The 16,653-nt window shown below is 74.1% G+C and carries 16 protein-coding genes; 6 read left to right on the top strand and 10 right to left on the bottom strand.

The features are described 5' to 3' along the window. Nucleotides 1–4 precede the first annotated feature (4 nt). From AFM16_RS14775 to AFM16_RS14785, 3 genes are all read right to left on the bottom strand, one after another. Nucleotides 5–1,489, bottom strand: a complete 1,485-nt coding sequence (locus AFM16_RS14775; RefSeq protein ID WP_078633594.1) for a glycoside hydrolase family 18 protein — start codon at nucleotides 1,487–1,489, stop codon at nucleotides 5–7. 243 nt (nucleotides 1,490–1,732) lie between these two features. Next, on the bottom strand, nucleotides 1,733–3,106 hold the full coding sequence (locus AFM16_RS14780) for a sensor histidine kinase (protein WP_078636958.1): 1,374 nt from the start codon (nucleotides 3,104–3,106) through the stop codon (nucleotides 1,733–1,735). Further along, nucleotides 3,103–3,810 carry a response regulator transcription factor gene (locus AFM16_RS14785; protein ID WP_030780012.1) on the bottom strand — a complete coding sequence of 236 codons (708 nt, stop codon included), beginning with the start codon at nucleotides 3,808–3,810 and terminating at the stop codon, nucleotides 3,103–3,105. Before AFM16_RS14785 ends, AFM16_RS14780 begins: the two co-directional genes overlap by 4 nt. A 121-nt stretch (nucleotides 3,811–3,931) precedes the next feature. Here AFM16_RS14785 and AFM16_RS14790 point away from each other — a divergent pair, with 121 nt between their 5' ends. Next, nucleotides 3,932–4,468: a hypothetical protein gene (locus AFM16_RS14790; protein WP_030780014.1), complete on the top strand. Its 537-nt coding sequence runs from the start codon at nucleotides 3,932–3,934 to the stop codon at nucleotides 4,466–4,468. A gap of 24 nt (nucleotides 4,469–4,492) precedes the next feature. Here the strand turns inward: AFM16_RS14790 and AFM16_RS14795 are convergent, their stop codons facing one another. Next, nucleotides 4,493–5,377, bottom strand: coding sequence for a spermidine synthase (locus AFM16_RS14795; RefSeq protein WP_030780016.1), 885 nt, complete (start codon nucleotides 5,375–5,377; stop codon nucleotides 4,493–4,495). Nucleotides 5,378–5,466: 89 nt separating this feature from the next. Beyond that, the gene (locus AFM16_RS14800; RefSeq protein WP_030780018.1) at nucleotides 5,467–5,850 is read right to left on the bottom strand and encodes a hypothetical protein; all 384 of its coding nucleotides are present in this window, start codon (nucleotides 5,848–5,850) and stop codon (nucleotides 5,467–5,469) included. A gap of 265 nt (nucleotides 5,851–6,115) precedes the next feature. On the opposite strand from AFM16_RS14800, the gene AFM16_RS14805 reads away from it, so the two are divergent. After that, on the top strand, nucleotides 6,116–7,603 hold the full coding sequence (locus AFM16_RS14805) for an NsdA family TPR-like regulatory protein (RefSeq protein ID WP_078633595.1): 1,488 nt from the start codon (nucleotides 6,116–6,118) through the stop codon (nucleotides 7,601–7,603). Nucleotides 7,604–7,636: 33 nt separating this feature from the next. Here the strand turns inward: AFM16_RS14805 and AFM16_RS14810 are convergent, their stop codons facing one another. Beyond that, nucleotides 7,637–8,233, bottom strand: coding sequence for a histidine phosphatase family protein (locus AFM16_RS14810; protein WP_078633596.1), 597 nt, complete (start codon nucleotides 8,231–8,233; stop codon nucleotides 7,637–7,639). 205 nt (nucleotides 8,234–8,438) lie between these two features. Between AFM16_RS14810 and AFM16_RS14815 the strand changes: the two genes are divergently transcribed. The 4 genes from AFM16_RS14815 to AFM16_RS14830 are packed head-to-tail and all read left to right on the top strand — an operon-like array spanning nucleotide 8,439 to nucleotide 13,453. Beyond that, nucleotides 8,439–9,416, top strand: coding sequence for a phosphatase PAP2 family protein (locus tag AFM16_RS14815; RefSeq protein WP_078636959.1), 978 nt, complete (start codon nucleotides 8,439–8,441; stop codon nucleotides 9,414–9,416). Continuing rightward, nucleotides 9,367–10,491, top strand: a complete 1,125-nt coding sequence (locus tag AFM16_RS14820; protein ID WP_078633597.1) for a hypothetical protein — start codon at nucleotides 9,367–9,369, stop codon at nucleotides 10,489–10,491. Before AFM16_RS14815 ends, AFM16_RS14820 begins: the two co-directional genes overlap by 50 nt. Further along, nucleotides 10,482–12,071, top strand: coding sequence for a hypothetical protein (locus tag AFM16_RS14825; protein ID WP_078633598.1), 1,590 nt, complete (start codon nucleotides 10,482–10,484; stop codon nucleotides 12,069–12,071). Before AFM16_RS14820 ends, AFM16_RS14825 begins: the two co-directional genes overlap by 10 nt. A gap of 2 nt (nucleotides 12,072–12,073) precedes the next feature. Beyond that, a complete protein-coding gene (locus tag AFM16_RS14830) occupies nucleotides 12,074–13,453 on the top strand; it encodes an AAA domain-containing protein (protein WP_078636960.1) in 1,380 nt (459 codons plus the stop codon). A 209-nt stretch (nucleotides 13,454–13,662) separates the two neighbouring features. On the opposite strand, the gene AFM16_RS14835 is transcribed toward AFM16_RS14830, so the two are convergent. The 4 genes from AFM16_RS14835 to AFM16_RS14850 are packed head-to-tail and all read right to left on the bottom strand — an operon-like array spanning nucleotide 13,663 to nucleotide 16,610. Then, on the bottom strand, nucleotides 13,663–13,995 hold the full coding sequence (locus AFM16_RS14835; protein ID WP_078633599.1) for a hypothetical protein: 333 nt from the start codon (nucleotides 13,993–13,995) through the stop codon (nucleotides 13,663–13,665). 43 nt (nucleotides 13,996–14,038) lie between these two features. Continuing rightward, nucleotides 14,039–15,073 (bottom strand): hypothetical protein, encoded by a 1,035-nt coding sequence (locus AFM16_RS14840; RefSeq protein ID WP_143648360.1) that lies wholly within the window; start codon nucleotides 15,071–15,073, stop codon nucleotides 14,039–14,041. Between the two features lie 57 nt (nucleotides 15,074–15,130). Next, a complete protein-coding gene (locus tag AFM16_RS14845) occupies nucleotides 15,131–15,829 on the bottom strand; it encodes a hypothetical protein (protein ID WP_078633601.1) in 699 nt (232 codons plus the stop codon). Between the two features lie 34 nt (nucleotides 15,830–15,863). Then, entirely contained in the window at nucleotides 15,864–16,610 is a 747-nt protein-coding gene (locus tag AFM16_RS14850) for a sigma factor-like helix-turn-helix DNA-binding protein (RefSeq protein ID WP_078633602.1), read from the bottom strand. Nucleotides 16,611–16,653: the final 43 nt, after the last annotated feature.

The raw sequence follows: 16,653 nt of genomic DNA on the forward strand, positions 1-16,653 counted from the left end.
CACGTCACTTGTAGGCGGCGAACGCCTTCGCGAAGGCGGAGTCGCTCTGGAGGATCGAGCTGCACGTGGCGTCGGCCTGGTTCTTGGTGCCGCCCGGGCACTGCTTGTCCCGGGTGACCGACCACATCGACAGCCAGCCGAGCCCCTTGGCCTTGGCGAACGCGACGAGCTGGGTGGCGTCCTCGACCGTGAATATCTCGGTGACGACGTCGTTCACGCCGATCATCGGGGTCACCGCGACGGTCTTCCACGCCGCGCTCTCGCTCAGCCCGAGCACGCTCTTGACCTGCGCCTGCGTCGCGGTGGCGGCCTGCTCCGCGTACGTGCCCATGTCCCCGCTGTACGCCGGGCCGTAGTCCATCGCCATGATGTTGACGGTGGCGATCCCCACGCCGTTGGCCTTCGCGTCGGCGAGCAGGCTCACGCCGTCCTGGGTCAGCCCCTCGGGCATCACCGGGAGGGTGTAGGAGACGTCGAGGCCGGGGTGGCTGCGCTGGAGCCGGGCGATGGCCTGGGCGCGGCGGGTGTTCGCCGCGGCGTTCGGCAGCGCGCCGCCCTCGACGTCGAAGTCGACCTTGGTCAGCCCGTAGGCGTCCACGACCTTGGTGTACGCCGCCGTCAGCGCGTCCACCGAGGAGCAGGTGGTGGCCAGTTCGGAGCCGGCCGCGCCGCCGAAGGAGACCCGGACGTCACCGCCCTTGGCGCGCAGCGCGCCGATCTGGGAGGCGACGCCGTCGCTCGCGAGGTCGGTGACCCCGCCCCACTTCGGTGTGCAGCCGCCGCCGTCGGTGACGAAGGCGAGGTTGTACTCCTTCACGCCGGTCGCCGCCGTGTGCGCGAGCAGGTCGAAGGCCGGGTAGAGGGAGGTGTCGACGAACGGCGCGAAGCCGGCGGAGGCGGTCGTGCCGGTGCCGCCGGTGGGGGTCCCGCCGGAACTGGGGCTCGCGCCGGTGCTCGGGCTCGCGCTCACACTCGGACTGGCGCTGGCGCTGGCGCTGGCACTGGGGCTCGCGCTCGGGGAGGGTGCCGTCGTCGGCCTGCCGCTGGGCTCGGGCGTGGCGCCGCCGTCCGCCGAACACGACGTGCCGTCGATCCGGCAACCGACCGGATCCGCCGTGCCGTTGACGACGAACCCGACGGTGACCGACTCCCCGGCGGCGAGCCCGTCGGTGTCCCAGGACGGCGGGCCCACGGTGATGTGCTGTCCGCTGACCTTCGACCCGGCGTTCCAGAGAGAGCCGAGCTTCGCCCCGGCCGGCAGATCGAACTCCAGCTTCCAATCGCCCTTGGTCGCACCGCTGTTGTTGGTGACGACGTACTGCGCGGTGTACCCGGTCGACCAGTCGCTCGTCCTGGTGTACGCCGCCCCGACCCCGGCCGCCTGCGCGGTCCCGGTCACGAGGACGACCGCGCCGCCGACCACCGCCGCGGCGACCGCCCCGCCGATCACCTTGTTCCGACCACTGACCCTGCGCCGGTGCGTACTCATGGGCTGCCTGCCTTCACTGTTCACGGGGTGGGACGCGGCAGCACGCTAGCGATCCCGAACCCGGCAAATCGCCCGACAGGGACGGCCGTCGACGGCCTTAGGGCGCGCTTAAGGAGCACATCGGGGACGGTTAAACGATCGTGACGGACCGAGTTCGAACGACAGCGATCGGGATTGATCGAAAGCCGCCCGGTGTCAGAATCGCCGTCCCCCGGCCCACCCGGCCTACCCGGCTCCCCCGGCTCACCCGGCCGCCGCCGCCCGTCTCCGTCTGCGCATCGCACCCCGGTGCCCCCTGCGGACCGGCTCGCGGCCGTCGAGCTGGAGCCACAGGCGTATCTCCGTGCCGCCGAGGACCGACGAGCCGATCCGGACGTCACCGCCGGTGGACTCGGCGAGGCGGCGCACGATGTCCAGGCCCAGCCCTGTCGAGCCGGCGGCGCCCGAACCCCGGCCGCGCGCCATCGCCGTCTCGGGGTCGGGGATGCCGGGACCCGCGTCGGACACCAGGACGATCACCGCGTCGTCGCCGTTGTGCACGTCGACCGCGAAGGCGGTGCCCTCCGGGGTGTGCCGGAAGACATTGCCGAGCAGGGCGTCCAGCGCGGCGGCCAGATCGGCGCGGGCCACGGGTATGCGCACCGGACGGTCCACCCCGGCCAGACGCACCTTGCGGCCCTCGTCCTCCGCGAGCGCCGACCAGAACGCCATCCGCTCCCGGACCACCTCGGCCGCGTCGCACCCGGCGCCGGGTCCGGCCGCCGCCGTCTGCGGCTTGGCCTCCCGGGCCGTACGGATGATGGTGTCGACCTCGCGCTCCAACTGGGCGACCGCGGTCCTGGTCTGCTCGGCGGCCGGGGAGTCGCCGAGCGAGGCCGCGTTCAGCCGGAGCACGGTCAGCGGGGTGCGCAGCCGGTGGGACAGGTCCGCCGCCAGCTCCCGTTCGTTCGCCAGGAGCTGGACCACCTGGTCGGCCATCGAGTTGAACGCCACGGCCGCCAGCCGCAGTTCGTTCGGCCCCTCCTCCGGCACCCGCGCCCCGAGCTTGCCCTCCCCCAGTTCGTGCGCGCCCTCGACCAGGCGCTGGGCCGGCTGGACCATCCGCACCCCCAGCCGGTCGGCGACCGCGACCGAGCCGACCACCAGGCCCGCCCCGACGGCCGCGAGTACGGCCCAGGCCGTGGCCACGCCGTTGCTCACGGCGGACTCGGGGACGAACACCTCGATCACGACCGTGCCGAGGCTGAGCGCGACCGGCTGGAGCAGCGCGGACCCGCCGGGCACCTCGGCCGTGGAGGCCCGGCCCAGCTTCCGTACGGCGGCGATGTCGGCGTCGGCGGCGCGCTGCCGGCCGAGGTCGACGGCGCCCCGGCCGTCACCCGCCGGGATGTGCACCGCCATCCCGTCGTCCGAGCCGGCCGAGGCCACGACCCGCTCCAACTGCTCGCGGTCGGTGGTGATGGACAGCGCCGGGACCACGACCGCCGCCTCCCGCTCGGCGTTGGAGAACGCGCGGTCGCGGGCCATCTCCTTGATGACCAGACCGAGCGGCACCGCGAAGGCGACCACGACCATCGCGGTGACCGCCAGGCAGACCTTGACCAGGGCCCATCTCATCCCGCCCACCCCGCTTCCGCCGGCGGCTCCAGCTTCACGCCGACACCCCGCAGGGTGTGCAGATAGCGCGGCCGGGCCGCCGTCTCGCCCAGTTTCCGGCGCAGCCAGGACAGATGGACGTCGATGGTCTGGTCGTCGCCGTAGGACTGCTGCCACACCTCGGCCAGCAGTTCCCGGCGCGGCACGACCACCCCGGGCCGGCCGGCGAGGAACGCCAGGAGGTCGAACTCGCGCCGGGTCAGGTCGAGTCGGGCGCCGTCCAGCTCGGCCTGACGGCGCAGCGGATCGACCGTCAGACCGCCGACCCGGATGACCGAGGAGGGCGGGGCCTCGCCGGCGGCGGAGCGGGAGCGGCGGAGCACGGCCGCCATCCTCGCCGACAGGTGCTCCACCGAGAACGGCTTGGTCAGGTAGTCGTCCGCGCCCGCGTTGAGCAGGCGGACGATCTCCGTCTCGTCGTCGCGCGCGGTCGCGATGATGACCGGGACGTCGGTGATGCTGCGCAGCATCTTCAACGCCTCGGAGCCGTCCAGGTCGGGCAGTCCGAGGTCCAGGACGACCACGTCGAAACGGAAATGGGCGACCTCGCGCAGCGCCTCCAGGGCTGTCCCGACGCTGCGCACGGTGTGCGAGGCGTCGGTCAGATGCCGGATGAGCGCCGAGCGTACGAACTGGTCGTCCTCGACCACGAGCACACTTGCCATGCGCCGCACCGTACGCCATGCCGACGAGCCCGGTCGGGGCCTGTGGACAACTCCCGTCTTGTGGACAACCGGTGACCCGGTGGGCGACACCCGTGGGGCGGGTGGGGCAAGATGGCCCGCGATGCGCAGAGGACTCGTACACGTACTGGCCTGGCTGCTCGCCACGGGCGCGGCGGTCACGCTGTCGTGGTGGGGTGTCCACACCGTGATGGCGGGCACCGCCTACGATCCTCCGCGCGCCCTTCCGCTGACGGCGGCGGAGGCGACCGCGACCTCGCAGGACTCCCGGCCGCTGCCCTCCGGGAACAGCGTGACGTCTCCCTCCCCCGGCCCCTCGCGCGTCCCGTCCGCGACGGCCCCGGCCCCGAGCCGCACCCCCGACGCCTCCACGTCGTCCTCGCCGAGCACCGCGCCCTCCTCCCCCGCCGCCTCCTCCGGGACGGTCAAGAGCTACGACACCGACGGCGGCCGGGTCGTCTTCGACCTCCGGAAGACCTACGCGACGCTCGTCTCGGCGACGCCGGGCGCGGGCTGGTCGATGCAGGTGTGGAAGACGGAGGCATGGATCCGGGTGGAGTTCGCCTCGGGAGCGGACCGGGTGTCGGTCTTCTGCACCTGGCACGACGGCCCGCCCCGGGTCGAGGTGGGCACGTACTGACCGGGGCGGCGAGACGCTGGGGTCTCAGCGGAACACCGACGGCGGTGGCGCCGGGGAAGCGACCGCCGACGCGTCCGTCACCGGTACCGCCCCGCCGGTGAAGTCGGTGAGCGCCCGGCCGTGTTCGACGCGGCCGGGGTGCGGGTCGGAGGCGGCCCTGCGGGTCAGTTCCGCGACCGGCAGCGGCAGGTCGGAGGCGACGAGGACCGCGTTGCCGAACCGTTTCCCCCGGAGCACCGTCGGGTCGGCGACCAGTGCCAGTTCGGCGAACCGGGCGGCGGCGGTGGCGATCTGGCCGCGCAGATGTGCGAGCGGTGGGCCGTCCGCGAGGTTGGCGGCGTAAGTGCCGCCCGGCTTCAGGGTTCTGCGGACCTCGTCGAGGAACTCGACGGAGGTGAGGTGGGCGGGGGTGCGGGCGCCGCTGAACACATCGGATATGACGAGGTCGGCCCAGCCGTCCGGGATCTTGCCGAGCCCCTCCCGCGCGTCGAGGGAGCGCACCCGGATCCGCGCGCCGGGGTCCAGCGGCAGCCGTTCGCGCACGAGCCGCACGAGCGCGGCGTCCCGCTCGACGACCTGCTGGGTGGAGCGGGGCCGGGTGGCGGCGACGTAGCGGGCCAGGGTGAAGGCGCCGCCGCCGAGGTGCACGACGTGCAGGGGGCGGCCGGGCGGTGCGGTGAGGTCGATGACATGACCGAGGCGGCGCTGGTACTCGAAGGAGAGATGGGCCGGGTCGTCGAGGTCGACGTGCGACTGCGGCGCGTCGTCGATGAGCAGTGTCCAGGCCCGCGCCCGGTCCGGATCGGGCACGAACCGCGCCGACCCGCCGTCGACGGCCTCGGGGGCGGCGGCCGCGGCGTCCCGCTCACGGTCCCGCTCACGCCGGCTGCTGCTCCTGGACTTTCCCATACGTCCATGGTCGCAGGCCGGGGAGGGCGCACGGGCGGCGCCGATCCATGGGGGACCCGCGTCACCGGCGGCTCAGCACCGGGCGGGCGTCACCGGCAACTGTCCGCCGCCTCGATCAGACGGGCCGCCTCCCCGAGGGCGCGGCGCAGGACCGCGGGGTCCGTCGCGAGGTCCGCCTCGCCGGGCGGCACCAGCCAGTCCGAGCCCGCCACCGGCTCGGGGGCGAGTCTCAGTCCCTGGCCGTCGGTCTCGGTGCAGACGCTGCCGGGCACGTCCCAGGCGGCCGCGGTGCCGGGCGGCACGAGGAACGCGAGCGTGTCGTCGCCGTCGTCGTGCAGAACGGGCCCCACCACCTCCCCGTCCCCCCGCCGCAGGATGTCGACCGCCTCCAGACCCTGCCGGGTCGGCACCGTCACGAGGTCGCACGCCGTCACCGACGACGTACAGAAATCGTTGCTCTGGCTGGTCTCCATCCCGGCCTCCACCGCGCAGCCCGCCTGTCGTCCACAGCATTCAACGCGTCACGCCGTCAACGGCTACGGCGGAAGTCCGCCGCAAAGGATGGCAGTTCATGGCAGATCCCGGATGAGATATCCGGTTTGTAGCCAAACACCGCATGGCGGCCCAATCGCAGCAGGTACGTTCTTGCCCGCCGGACATCAGGGTGATCACGTCGAAAATCGGTCGACCCGCCCCGATCCCGGCATGGTTCGACGGTTCGCACGAGAGGACCCGGCCATGGCGTCGTCGACGGTGACCCCACCCCGGCCCAACCGGCCATCCCGACCCAACCTCGCCTTCCGGCACCTGCGCGGACAGCGCTCGCCGGCCGAGTTCGCCGCGCTCGTGCGGCGGGCCGCGCGCGAGATCGGCGAGCGGGTGAGCTGTGACGCGCGCTACATCGGGCGGGTCGAGGCGGGCGAGATCCGCTGTCCCAACTACGCGTACGAGCGGGTGTTCCTGCACATGTTCCCCGGCCGCACGCTCACCGATCTGGGCTTCGCGCCCCGCTCCTCCGTACGCGGACGCGGGGCGCGCGCCCCGGAGGTCACGCCCGGTGCGCACACCACGAGCCCCGCGCACCTCACGGGTGAGACGCGTGGGGCGGGTGAGACGCGCGGGGCGTACGAGCCGTATGACACGCAGAACCCGTACGACACGCACCACAACGACGAGGAGAGCGACGTGCTGCGTCGCGCATTCATGACGGGCGGAGGCGCCGCCGTGGCCGCCGTCTCGCTGGGCCCGCTGGGGTTCACCGCCGACGCCGTCGCGGCGGAGCGCCGGGTCCGCCCGGTCGGGGCCCGGGAGGCGAGCGCCCTGGAGGAGGCGGTCCGCAGGATCCGGCTGCTGGACGACCGGCACGGCGCCGACGGCCTCTACCGGCGGGCGGCCGCACCCCTGCGGGCCGCGTACGCGCTGCTGGACGCCGGGGCGACCCGGCAGGCCACCGCCGAACGGCTGCACTCCGGCGCCGGGGAGCTGGCGATCTCCGTGGGCTGGCTGGCCCATGACTCGGGCCGCTTCGAGGACGCGCGCTCGCACTACGCCGAGGCCCTCGCCACCGCCCGGATGACCGGCGACCAGGCGCTGGAGGCGCACGCCTTCTGCAACACGGCGTTCCTCGCGCGCGACGCCGGGCGCCCCCGTGAGGCGGTGCGCGCCGCGCAGGCCGCGCAACGCGTCGCGCGCCCCCTCGGCTCACCCCGGCTGATGTCCCTGCTGGCGCTGCGCGAGGCGGGCGGCTGGGCCGGGCTCGCCGACCGGGCCGGCTGCGAACAGGCCCTGATCCGCGCCCAGGCCCTCTTCGGACAGGGCCCCCGCGACGACGACCCCGAGTGGATGAGCTTCTACGGCGAGGCCGAGCTGGAGGGCCTGGAGGCGCAGTGCTGGTCGACGCTGGGCGACTGGGGGCGGGCGGCACGGCACGCGAGCCGGGCGGCCGGACTCCAGGACCCGCACTTCACCCGGAACATCGCGCTCTACACGGCCGAGCTGGCGGACGACCTCGCGCGCGGGGGGCGCCCCGACGAGGCGGCGACGGCGGGGCTGCGGGTGCTGGACCTGTTGGACCAGGTCCAGTCGTCACGGGTGCAGGGGATGCTGGACGGCACCGCACGCGTGCTGGCGCCGCACCGGCGGGCGAGCGGGGTGTCGGCCTTCCTGGAGCGGCACGCCTCGGCACCCGGGGAACGGCAGCAGGTACCGGCGCCGCGCAGCGCGTAGCCCCCTCGTGGCCCGGAGGAGCCGGCCCGGCGGTCAGCCCGCGAGGTGTCCCAGGTCGTTCCAGCTCTCGACGGCCGGCTCGCCGTACGCCCAGCCCAGGACGGACAGCGAGGTCGGGTTCAGCCGGATCCGGGCCGCGAAGTCCAGCGGCAGTCCCAGCCACCGCGCCCCGATCGACCTGAGGATGTGCCCGTGGGCGAAGACCAGCACGTCCCGGTCGGCGGACCGCGCCCAGGCCACGACCTCGTCCGCGCGGGCGGTGACCTCGGCGAGGGACTCGCCCTCGGGGACGCCGTCGCGCCAGATCAGCCAGCCCGGCCGGACCGCCTGGATCTCGGCGGGGGTCATGCCCTCGTAGGCGCCGTAGTCCCACTCCATGAGCGTGTCCCAGGTGTCGGCGCGCTCACCGAAGCCCGCCAGCTCGCACGTCTCCCGCGCGCGTGCCAGCGGGCTGGTGCGTATCTCGACGTCGTCCAGGCCGTCGAACGGCGCCCGGTGCAGCCGTTCGCCGAGCAGTTTCGCTCCCCGGCGGCCCTCCTCCAGGAGCGGCACGTCGGTCCTGCCGGTGTGCTTGCCGGACAGCGACCACTCCGTCTGTCCGTGCCGGGCCAGCAGGATGCGCGGTGCCATGGGGGACCTTTCCGGGACGACCCCGAGAGGGATCGGGGAGAAATCGGGGGCGGGACCCCTCCATCATCGCGCACCCTGGGAGGGGGCAACCCGGGGGGCGATCTGAGCGTCTTTGAGTGCCGGGGGCGCTCGGACCGGGCGCGTTCGTACGACGTAAAGTGGCTCGTTCCGCGCGCCGCGCGACATGAAGGGGGAGGCGATCGGATTGCCGCAGACCGAGACACCGGGCACCGAGGCGGCCCCACGCACCCGGCTGCGCTGGTGGACCGAGCTGCCGTTGATCCTGCTGGTGTACGCCTGCTACTCGGCGGGCCGGCTGCTGGCGCGGGGCGACGTGACGACCGCCGTCGACCACGGCCTGGCGATCCTGCGCTTCGAGAAGGCGCTGTACCTCAACGCCGAGCATCCGCTGAACCGCCTGTTCACACGCGAGGCGTGGCTCGGCGTCCCGGCCGACTTCTGGTACGCCTCGCTGCACTACGTGGTCACCCCGGCGATCCTGGTCTGGCTGTTCCGCTCGCGCGCGGAGATATACCGGGCGGCCCGCACCTGGCTGATGACGTCGACCTTCATAGGTCTGATCGGCTTCACCCTGCTGCCGACCTGCCCGCCCCGGCTGCTGGCCGAGAGCCACGGCTTCGTGGACACGATGGCCCAGTACAGCTCGTACGGCTGGTGGGGCGGCGAGGCGAGCGCCCCGCGCGGGATGGGCGGCATGACCAACCAGTACGCGGCGATGCCGAGTCTGCACGTGGGCTGGGCGCTGTGGTGCGGTGTGATCCTGTGGCGGCACGGCGGCACCCGGCTGGCGAAGACCGCCGCGATCGTGTACCCGCTGGTGACGACGATCGTGGTGATGGGCACCGCCAACCACTACTTCCTCGACGCGGCCGCGGGCGCGGCCGTGATGGGCGTCGGCCTGCTGCTGGCCCCGCTCGTGATGCGCGCGGCCGACCGGGTCAAGGCGGCCTTCGCGGCCCGCTCCACGACCGCCGGTGCCGTCGCCGTACCGCCGGTCCCGGCGGACTCCCTGGGCGCATCCGCCTCGATTGTCAGTGGCGGATGCCAGACTTCCACGGGTGAGCGAATTCCACGGCAGCGCGACTCAGGGTTCGGGTCCGGAACCGAACCCGGTGCCTCCCCCTCGGACGCGGGGGACGGCGCTCCGGCAGCGGCTCGCTGAGCTGCGCGGCCCCGACGTCCCGGCGAAGGCGCTGGACGCCCGGGCCCTCGCGGCGCTCGCCGCGAACCCGGGCTGCAAGCGCCGCGCCCTGCTCGACGGCGCCGGGGTGAACAAGGCGGCGCTGGCCGGGGCGCTGGGCTCCCCGTCGGCCTTCGGGCAGTCCCAGTTCGCCCTCACGCGCGGCAACGCCTTCGAGGCGAAGGTGAAGGCGGACGGCGGTGCCGAACTGCTCCGCCTGGTGCACGAACGGCTGGACCCGGGGGCTGAGCCCCCGGCCTCCGCGAGCGTCCCCGACCTCACCGCGTCCGGCCCCGAGGGCCGTACCGCGCGGACGGCGCTGGCACTGCGCGAGGCCACCGGTCCCGCGCGCGGCACCTGGACCCTGCTCGACCACCCGATGCTCGCGCTGGAGGTGGCCGGCTCCCCCGCCTTCCTGGAGCCGGACGCCGTGGTGGTGCACCCGGACGGCACCTGGACCGTCGTGGAGATCAAGTCCTTCCCGATGCTGGACGGCTCGGCGGACCCCGCGAAGGTCGGCGCCGCCGCCCGGCAGGCCGCCGTCTACGTGCTGGCCCTGGAGGAGGTCGCCGCCCGGCTCGACCCCGCGCCGAAGGTCCGCCACCGGGTGCTGCTGGTCTGCCCCAAGGACTTCTCCAACCTGCCGACGGCGTCCGCCGTGGACGTGCGCAAGCAGCGCGCGGTCACCAGCCGCCAGCTCGCCCGGCTCACCCGCGTCCAGGACATCGCCGACGCGCTCCCCGAAGGGATCTGCTTCTCCCCCGAACTGCCCGCCGAGCAGCTCACGGCGGCCGTCGAGGCCGTCCCGGCGACGTACGCGCCGGAGTGCCTGGCCGCGTGCGAGCTGGCGTTCCACTGCCGGGACCGGGCCCGCGCGGCCGGCGCGGTGACCAGCCTGGGCCGGTCCGTCCGCGCCGACCTGGGCGGGCTGAGCCGGGTCGACGACGTCCTGGCGGCCGCGCGCGGCGAGGCCGGGGACCCCGAGGACCCGGCCGTCGCCGCCCTGCGCCGGGCCGCCCGGCTGCGCGCCGAGGCACTGGGGGCGATGTGTCCCTGATCGCCTCCCTCGCCCGTCTCGAGGCCCTGACCACCGGCCGCGCCCAGCCCGCCGCCACCGTCCGGCACCGGCACCTCTCCGACCGGCCGCTGGTCTTCGTGCCGCTGACCACCGCCGGTGAGGCGGGCGCCCCGCTCGGCGCGCTCGTCGGCACCGACCGGGACGCGCCGCGGCTGCTGGCCGTGCCGCAGCCGCGCGACCGCGACCTCAGGTTCGCGTTCCTGGCCGAACTGGCCGACGTGGTGCTGCCGTACATCGACTCCTACGCGGACGGTGTGGAGGCCGCCGAGCGCACCGACACCGACCCCGAGACCGGCAAGCGCGTCAAGGTCGAGGTCGAGCTGTGCTCCGACGCGCCGCAGCTCGTCGTGCCGAGCCGCGCGGGCGTCGAGTACATCCGCCTCCTCGGCCGCTCGATGCGCTTCCGGCGTACGGCGGAGCAGGACCCGGAGACCCCGTACCCCGCGCCCCCGCGCGTGCCGCTGCTCGGCCGGTGGCTGACGCACTTCGGGGAGCGGGCGCGGGTGCCCGGCTCGTCGCTGCTCCTCGCGCTCACCGACGTGCTCGGCCGGCACTGGGCGACCGGGCAGTCCGGCCTGGAGGACCAGCATCTGGGCGCGCTGCTCGCCTGGATCGCCCCGCCGGACGGTACGACGGGCGCCGAGGCGGCCCTGCGCGCGGAGCTGGCGCGGGACGCGGGCGGGCAGTTGCTGTGCCCGCCGGCCGGCCCGGCCACCGACCCGGCGTTCGACAACAAGCTGCTCGCCCCGGCCATCGAGCGCTACGACCGCGCGCGGACCGCCCTCGCCGCCGCGGAGGACGGCCTGGAGGCCGACGACCGGCTGGGCGCGCTGACCGGCGCCGAGCGGGAGATCCACGAGCTGGTGCGCAGCCGCACGCTGCCCACCTGGGAGCGGGTGTGGGAGGGCCTCGACCTGCTGCGGGCGCTGCCCGAGGGGGCGCATGTCGAGGAGCGGTGGACCCGTGACCGCTGGTCGTTCACCGGCCACCGGGACCGGGTCGTGGCCGGCGAGCCCCCGCAGCCGCGCCGGGACGACGCGGTGACCGCCGCGAACAAACTGGCCACGCGCGAGCGGGAGCAGGCCCGGCTCGAGGCGCAGGAGGCGCTGGACGACCCGCTGGTGATGGCGGGGCGGCGGCTCGCCGGGGAGGCGTTCGCGGGCGAGGTCGTCGACGTCGTGATGGCGTACAGCGAGGGGAAGCGGCCCAGTCCGCGCCCACTGGTGACCGTCCGCACGGACGACCGGCCGCATCTCGCCGAGCGGGCGAAGGTGTTCCGGTCGCTGGGCGGGAAGCCGCAGGCGGCGGAGTTCGTGGAGCGGCCCGCCGAGGATCTGCTGGTGCTGCGGATCGTGGACAAGATGGGCCGCGGCAAGGAGCCCGAGCCGGGGTCGGTGCCCGAGAAGGGCGACCGGCTCTGTTTCACGCTGTTCGAGCACGAGCAGCGCGGCGGCGCGAAGCTGCCGGACCCGGAGGAGACGCCGTGGACGCACGGCGGTCCGCCCGGGGAGCGGGCCCCCGAGGCCCCCGACTCCGTCACCCAGGAGGACGTCCTGTGACCATCGAGGAAGCCGTCGAGGAAGGCGTCGAGGGAGGCGCGGCGGGGGCCGGGGCCGTCCTCGACCCCGGTACCGCCGCCGGACGCGCGACGGACGCGATCCTGCGGGACACCCTGCACGGCACCGCGCGCGGGGTGGTCGTGGACTCCCCGCCCGGGGCCGGCAAGTCCACGCTCGTGGTCCGCGCGGCGCTGGAACTCGCCGACGTGGGGCGCCCGTTGATGGTGGTCGCGCAGACCAACGCGCAGGTGGACGACCTGGTGCTGCGGCTCGCCGAGAAGAGCCCCGGGCTGCCGGTGGGCCGGCTGCACAGCAGTGACGCCGACCCCTACGACAAGGCGCTCGACGCGCTGGACAACGTCCGCAAGTCGGCGAAGGCCGCCGATCTCGCCGGGCTGCCGGTCGTCATCTCCACGGCGGCCAAGTGGGCGCATGTGAAGGTCGACGAGCCGTGGCGGCACGCGATCGTGGACGAGGCGTACCAGATGCGCTCGGACGGGCTGCTGGCGGTGGCCGGGCTGTTCGAGCGGGCGCTGTTCGTGGGCGACCCGGGGCAGCTCGACCCGTTCGCGATCGTGGGCAGCGAGCAGTGGGCGGGCCTGTCGTACGACCCGTCGGCCTCGGCGGTGACGACCCTGCTGGCCCACAACCCCGAACTGCCGCAGCACCGGCTGCCGGTGTCCTGGCGGCTCCCGGCGTCGGCGGCGCCGCTGGTCTCGGACGCCTTCTACCCGTACACGCCGTTCCGCAGCGGCACCGGGCACGGCGACCGCCGGCTCTCCTTCGCCGTGCCCTCGGACGGCTCCGGTCCCGACCGGGTGATCGACGAGGCGGCGGAGTCCGGCTGGGGCCTGCTGGAGCTGCCCGCGCGGCACACGCCCCGCACCGACCCGGAGGCGGTCCGGGCGGTGGCCGTCGTCGTACGGCGGCTCCTCGACCGGGGCGGCGCGGCGACGTCGGAGCGCTCACCGGACCCGAGCCCGCTGACCGCGGACCGGGTGGCCGTCGGCACCGCCCACCGCGACCAGGCGGCGGCGGTGCGCGCCGCGCTGGCCGAGCTGGGGGTGACGGACGTGACCGTGGACACCGCGAACCGGCTCCAGGGCATGGAGTTCGACGTCACGGTCGTCCTCCACCCGCTCTCCGGCCGCCCGGACGCCACCGCCTTCCACCTGGAGACCGGCCGCCTGTGCGTCCTGGCCTCCCGCCACCGGCACGCGTGCGTGGTGGTCTGCCGGGCGGGCGTCGGCGACCTCCTCGACGACTACCCGTCCACGGAACCGGTCCAACTGGGAACGCTGGTGAAGTTCCCCGACGGCTGGGAGGCGAACCACGCGGTGCTGGCGCACCTCGGGGAACATCGGGTGCGGTGGAGCCCCTGACCTCCCCGGCGACCGACGCGCGCCGCGCACCCCACCCCAACGTGGCCGCCCCCGGCGATCCAGCCGCAGCCCCTCCACCGCCCTCCCCGCCGGACGGCGTCCGGCACGCCGCCGGAGGCGGCCGACGAATACAGCCCCGGACGGCTGGGAGGCGAGCCACGCGGTGCTGGCACACCTCGGGGAGCATCGGGTGCGGTGGAGCCCCTGACTCAGGCCGCCTGGCGGGTGCCGTCGGGTACGGCGGGGTGCTGTTGGTCGGCGGTCTTCTGGCGGGTGCGGCAGACGGCGATGACGGCGTCGTAGCCGACGGTGAGGGCGGTCAGTCCGAGGGCCATGAGGCTGTCGCCCCGGTGCAGGGTGTGGGTGAAGTGCAGGGTGGCGGTGGTGGCGATGGCCGGCAGGGCGAGGCTGCCGGCGGGGCGGCGGACGGTTTTCGCGGTGCGGTACCAGGTGGTCCACACGTCCTTGGGCGGGACGACGCTGAAGCGCCATCCGGTGGTCGGAGCCGGCTCGTCGGTGACGAGGTTGAGGTGGTCGGTCACTGCACTGTCCTTGCGGAGGCGGGGTGGGAGGGCGGCGCGACGGTCAGACGTCGTCACCGAAGTCGTCGAAGTCGAAGCCGAAGAGGTCGTCCTCGTAGGCGGTGTCGAAGGGCGCGTCGAGCGGATGCGTCCGCGCCGCCAGGTGTCGTTCGCGGGCCAGGACGCGCGTGGCGCGCTTGATGGCCCACATGTCGCGGGCGATGACGTGTTCCTCACCGAAGGGGATCTCGCCGGTGAGGGCTTGGTAGAGGTGACGGCTGGCGTCCCAGGGCTTCTCGATGAGCCTGCCGCTGTCGACGCGGACGGCCATGCCATGACCGACGGCGACGGGAAGTATCGCCGAGTTGAGGACGTGTTCGGTGAAGTGGACGGCGACGGGCACAGCACCGCCGAGGACGGCCCGGGCGATGGCGGAGCTGGTGTCACGGGGAAAGATGGGTTCCGCGTAGTGCCTGCTCAGCCCGGGTGCGAGATGCTCCAGGGCTTGCGGCAGGACGATGTGGTCGGGGTCGGGATCGGCGACCAGGGGTTCTCCGGTCATCGCCTGCCAGCCGTCGGCGAGGGTCAGGCGCCAGGAGCCGGAGCAGTCCGACAGCAGCGCGGCACCTGCGGTGACGACGGCGGCGTAAAGCGGCCGGCCCGGGACGTACGTGATGATCGACAGTGACGCGGCGTTGCCGTCGGTGGTGGACAGCCAGCGGCGCAGGCATCCGCTGTCGGAGACGGACACGACCGGCTCGTCCCGGGCGACGCGGGCCCGGAAGGCCAGCATGCGTTCGTCCAGGCAGCCGTCGGCGCCGAGCACGGTCACCGGCCGGCCGGCGACGTTGGACACCGCGCGCAGGTTCTTCGCCACGGCATCGGTGAGACGACGCCTCGCCCGGACGGCCTTGCCGACCCAGTACTCGGTCTGGCGGGGGACACCCGAAGGCGGCAGGTCCGGGGCGGGTTCCTGCCCTCGGGCCGTCTCCCGCCTCAGGGCGTCCAGTTCGAGGAGCGCGGCGTGCGCGGCGCGGGCTGTCACACCGTCCGCGCCGAGGGGAGCCGACCGTCCGTCACCGTCAAAAGGGAAGTGCAAGCGAACTCCTTGTCCAGGTACGCGCGTACCGTCGCCGCGCGTACGCGTCGAACCGCCTCATACCGACGCCAGGTCGCACCAGCGCCCGGCGAGATCGGCGGTGGGCTGCCGTACGGGTCCCAGCCCGGCGTCCTCCGCCGCCAGCCGGCCCACCGCGTCCCGTACCGCCGCCTCCGGCACCGCCCGCCCGGGCGGCAGGACGTAGCGGACGGCCGTGCCCAACAGCGGGTCGGCGTCCACCCGTTCCGCCCGATGGTCGACCGGCATATAGCCGTCCCAGCCCAGGTCGCGGAGATCGCCTATCTGATGCGCCCAGTGCCTGGCGTCCCGCAGCTCGCTGCGGCTGAGGTGCATCAGATACAGGCACAGCGCGCCGGTGACACTGCCCGCCCCGGCCGCGTACTCCCACCAGAACTGGGCGCCGCCGTCCGGCTCGGCGACATAGAGCAGGCAGGCGAAGGCCAGCGCGCCGTCGGGTTCGCGGTGGTCGTCGAACGCCGTGACCCGGCCGACGGCCCCCGGGTCGCGGATGACGGCGCGGGCCAGCAGACGCAGGTCGGTCATCGCCCGTTCGTGCCGGACCGCCGACCGGGTGGACGGCACCGCCGTGTCGTCCAGGGCACGCTCCCAGCGCAGCTCGTTGACCCTGCGGGCCACCGTCTCCCGCGCGGCTTCCAGGTCCGCGCGGGTGTACGGGCCCTGGAGGACACGGGCACGGTCGAGGATGTCGTCGATGGTGCGCGGGGAGCGAGTCATGGTGCTCTCCTTCGGGTCGTCTTCGCGTGGTCTTCTAGTCGTCGGGGTCGGCGTCGGGGTCGGGGTCGGGGTCGAGCCGGCATCCCATGGCGGCCGCCAGCCGCTCCTTGGCGTTGCGGCGGGTCGAGCGGACCGTCGCCGGACTGACGCCCATGATCAGAGCCGTGTCCCTGGTGCTGAACCCCAGCGCCTTCTGGAGCACGAGGACGTCGAAGTGGCGCTCGCTGAGCCGTGCCATGTGCTCGAACAGCTCTATTTCGTCCGCGAGTTCGCCGTCCCGGCATCCGTAGGCCGCGCGGAAGCGTTCACGGAACGAGGCCAGGAACGGAGCCGCGGCGGCCTGGACGGCGCGGCTGAAGGCCAGCGTCTCCGTCGCGGCCGGTGTGCGGCCCCGCTCCTCCAGTTCGGCGGCCACCCGGTCCTTCAGCAGCGACCAGGCGTAGTGGTCAGGACGGGGGGCCACATGGCGCCAGTCCATGGCGAGGTAGACGAAGGTCATGTCGACCAGGTAGCGGCTGACGGCCTCGTCGCCGAGGTGGATCAGCGTGTACGCGTAGTACGCCCGGGCGTAGCGCGCGTGGAACTGCCAGAACTCCGGCGGCATGGAGTCGATGAGTTCGGCCATCGCCTTCTCCGCGTCGGCCTCCCGGCCGCCGGCCGAGGACGCGGTGGACGGGGGACCGTGGTGAACCAGGGTGCCCGAGCGCCCTCCGGGCACGAGGGGCCGTGCCACGGTGCCGGGGGCGGGCGCGGGCGTGGAGCTGCCTACGTCGTCGTTCACAGAACCGGTGGTCCTTCCTCCTTCTTCAGCGGCGCCGTTGACC

This window comes from Streptomyces antibioticus (assembly GCF_002019855.1).
GTDB classification, from domain to species: Bacteria; Actinomycetota; Actinomycetes; order Streptomycetales; family Streptomycetaceae; genus Streptomyces; species Streptomyces antibioticus_B.

Bases quoted from the DNA above. Each gene is read 5' to 3' on its own strand.
- AFM16_RS14775 (WP_078633594.1), bottom strand. From the start codon at position 1,489: ATGAGTACGCACCGGCGCAGGGTCAGTGGTCGGAACAAGGTGATCGGC.
- AFM16_RS14780 (WP_078636958.1), bottom strand. From the start codon at position 3,106: ATGAGATGGGCCCTGGTCAAGGTCTGCCTGGCGGTCACCGCGATGGTC.
- AFM16_RS14785 (WP_030780012.1), bottom strand. From the start codon at position 3,810: ATGGCAAGTGTGCTCGTGGTCGAGGACGACCAGTTCGTACGCTCGGCG.
- AFM16_RS14790 (WP_030780014.1), top strand. From the start codon at position 3,932: ATGCGCAGAGGACTCGTACACGTACTGGCCTGGCTGCTCGCCACGGGC.
- AFM16_RS14795 (WP_030780016.1), bottom strand. From the start codon at position 5,377: ATGGGAAAGTCCAGGAGCAGCAGCCGGCGTGAGCGGGACCGTGAGCGG.
- AFM16_RS14800 (WP_030780018.1), bottom strand. From the start codon at position 5,850: ATGGAGACCAGCCAGAGCAACGATTTCTGTACGTCGTCGGTGACGGCG.
- AFM16_RS14805 (WP_078633595.1), top strand. From the start codon at position 6,116: ATGGCGTCGTCGACGGTGACCCCACCCCGGCCCAACCGGCCATCCCGA.
- AFM16_RS14810 (WP_078633596.1), bottom strand. From the start codon at position 8,233: ATGGCACCGCGCATCCTGCTGGCCCGGCACGGACAGACGGAGTGGTCG.
- AFM16_RS14845 (WP_078633601.1), bottom strand. From the start codon at position 15,829: ATGACTCGCTCCCCGCGCACCATCGACGACATCCTCGACCGTGCCCGT.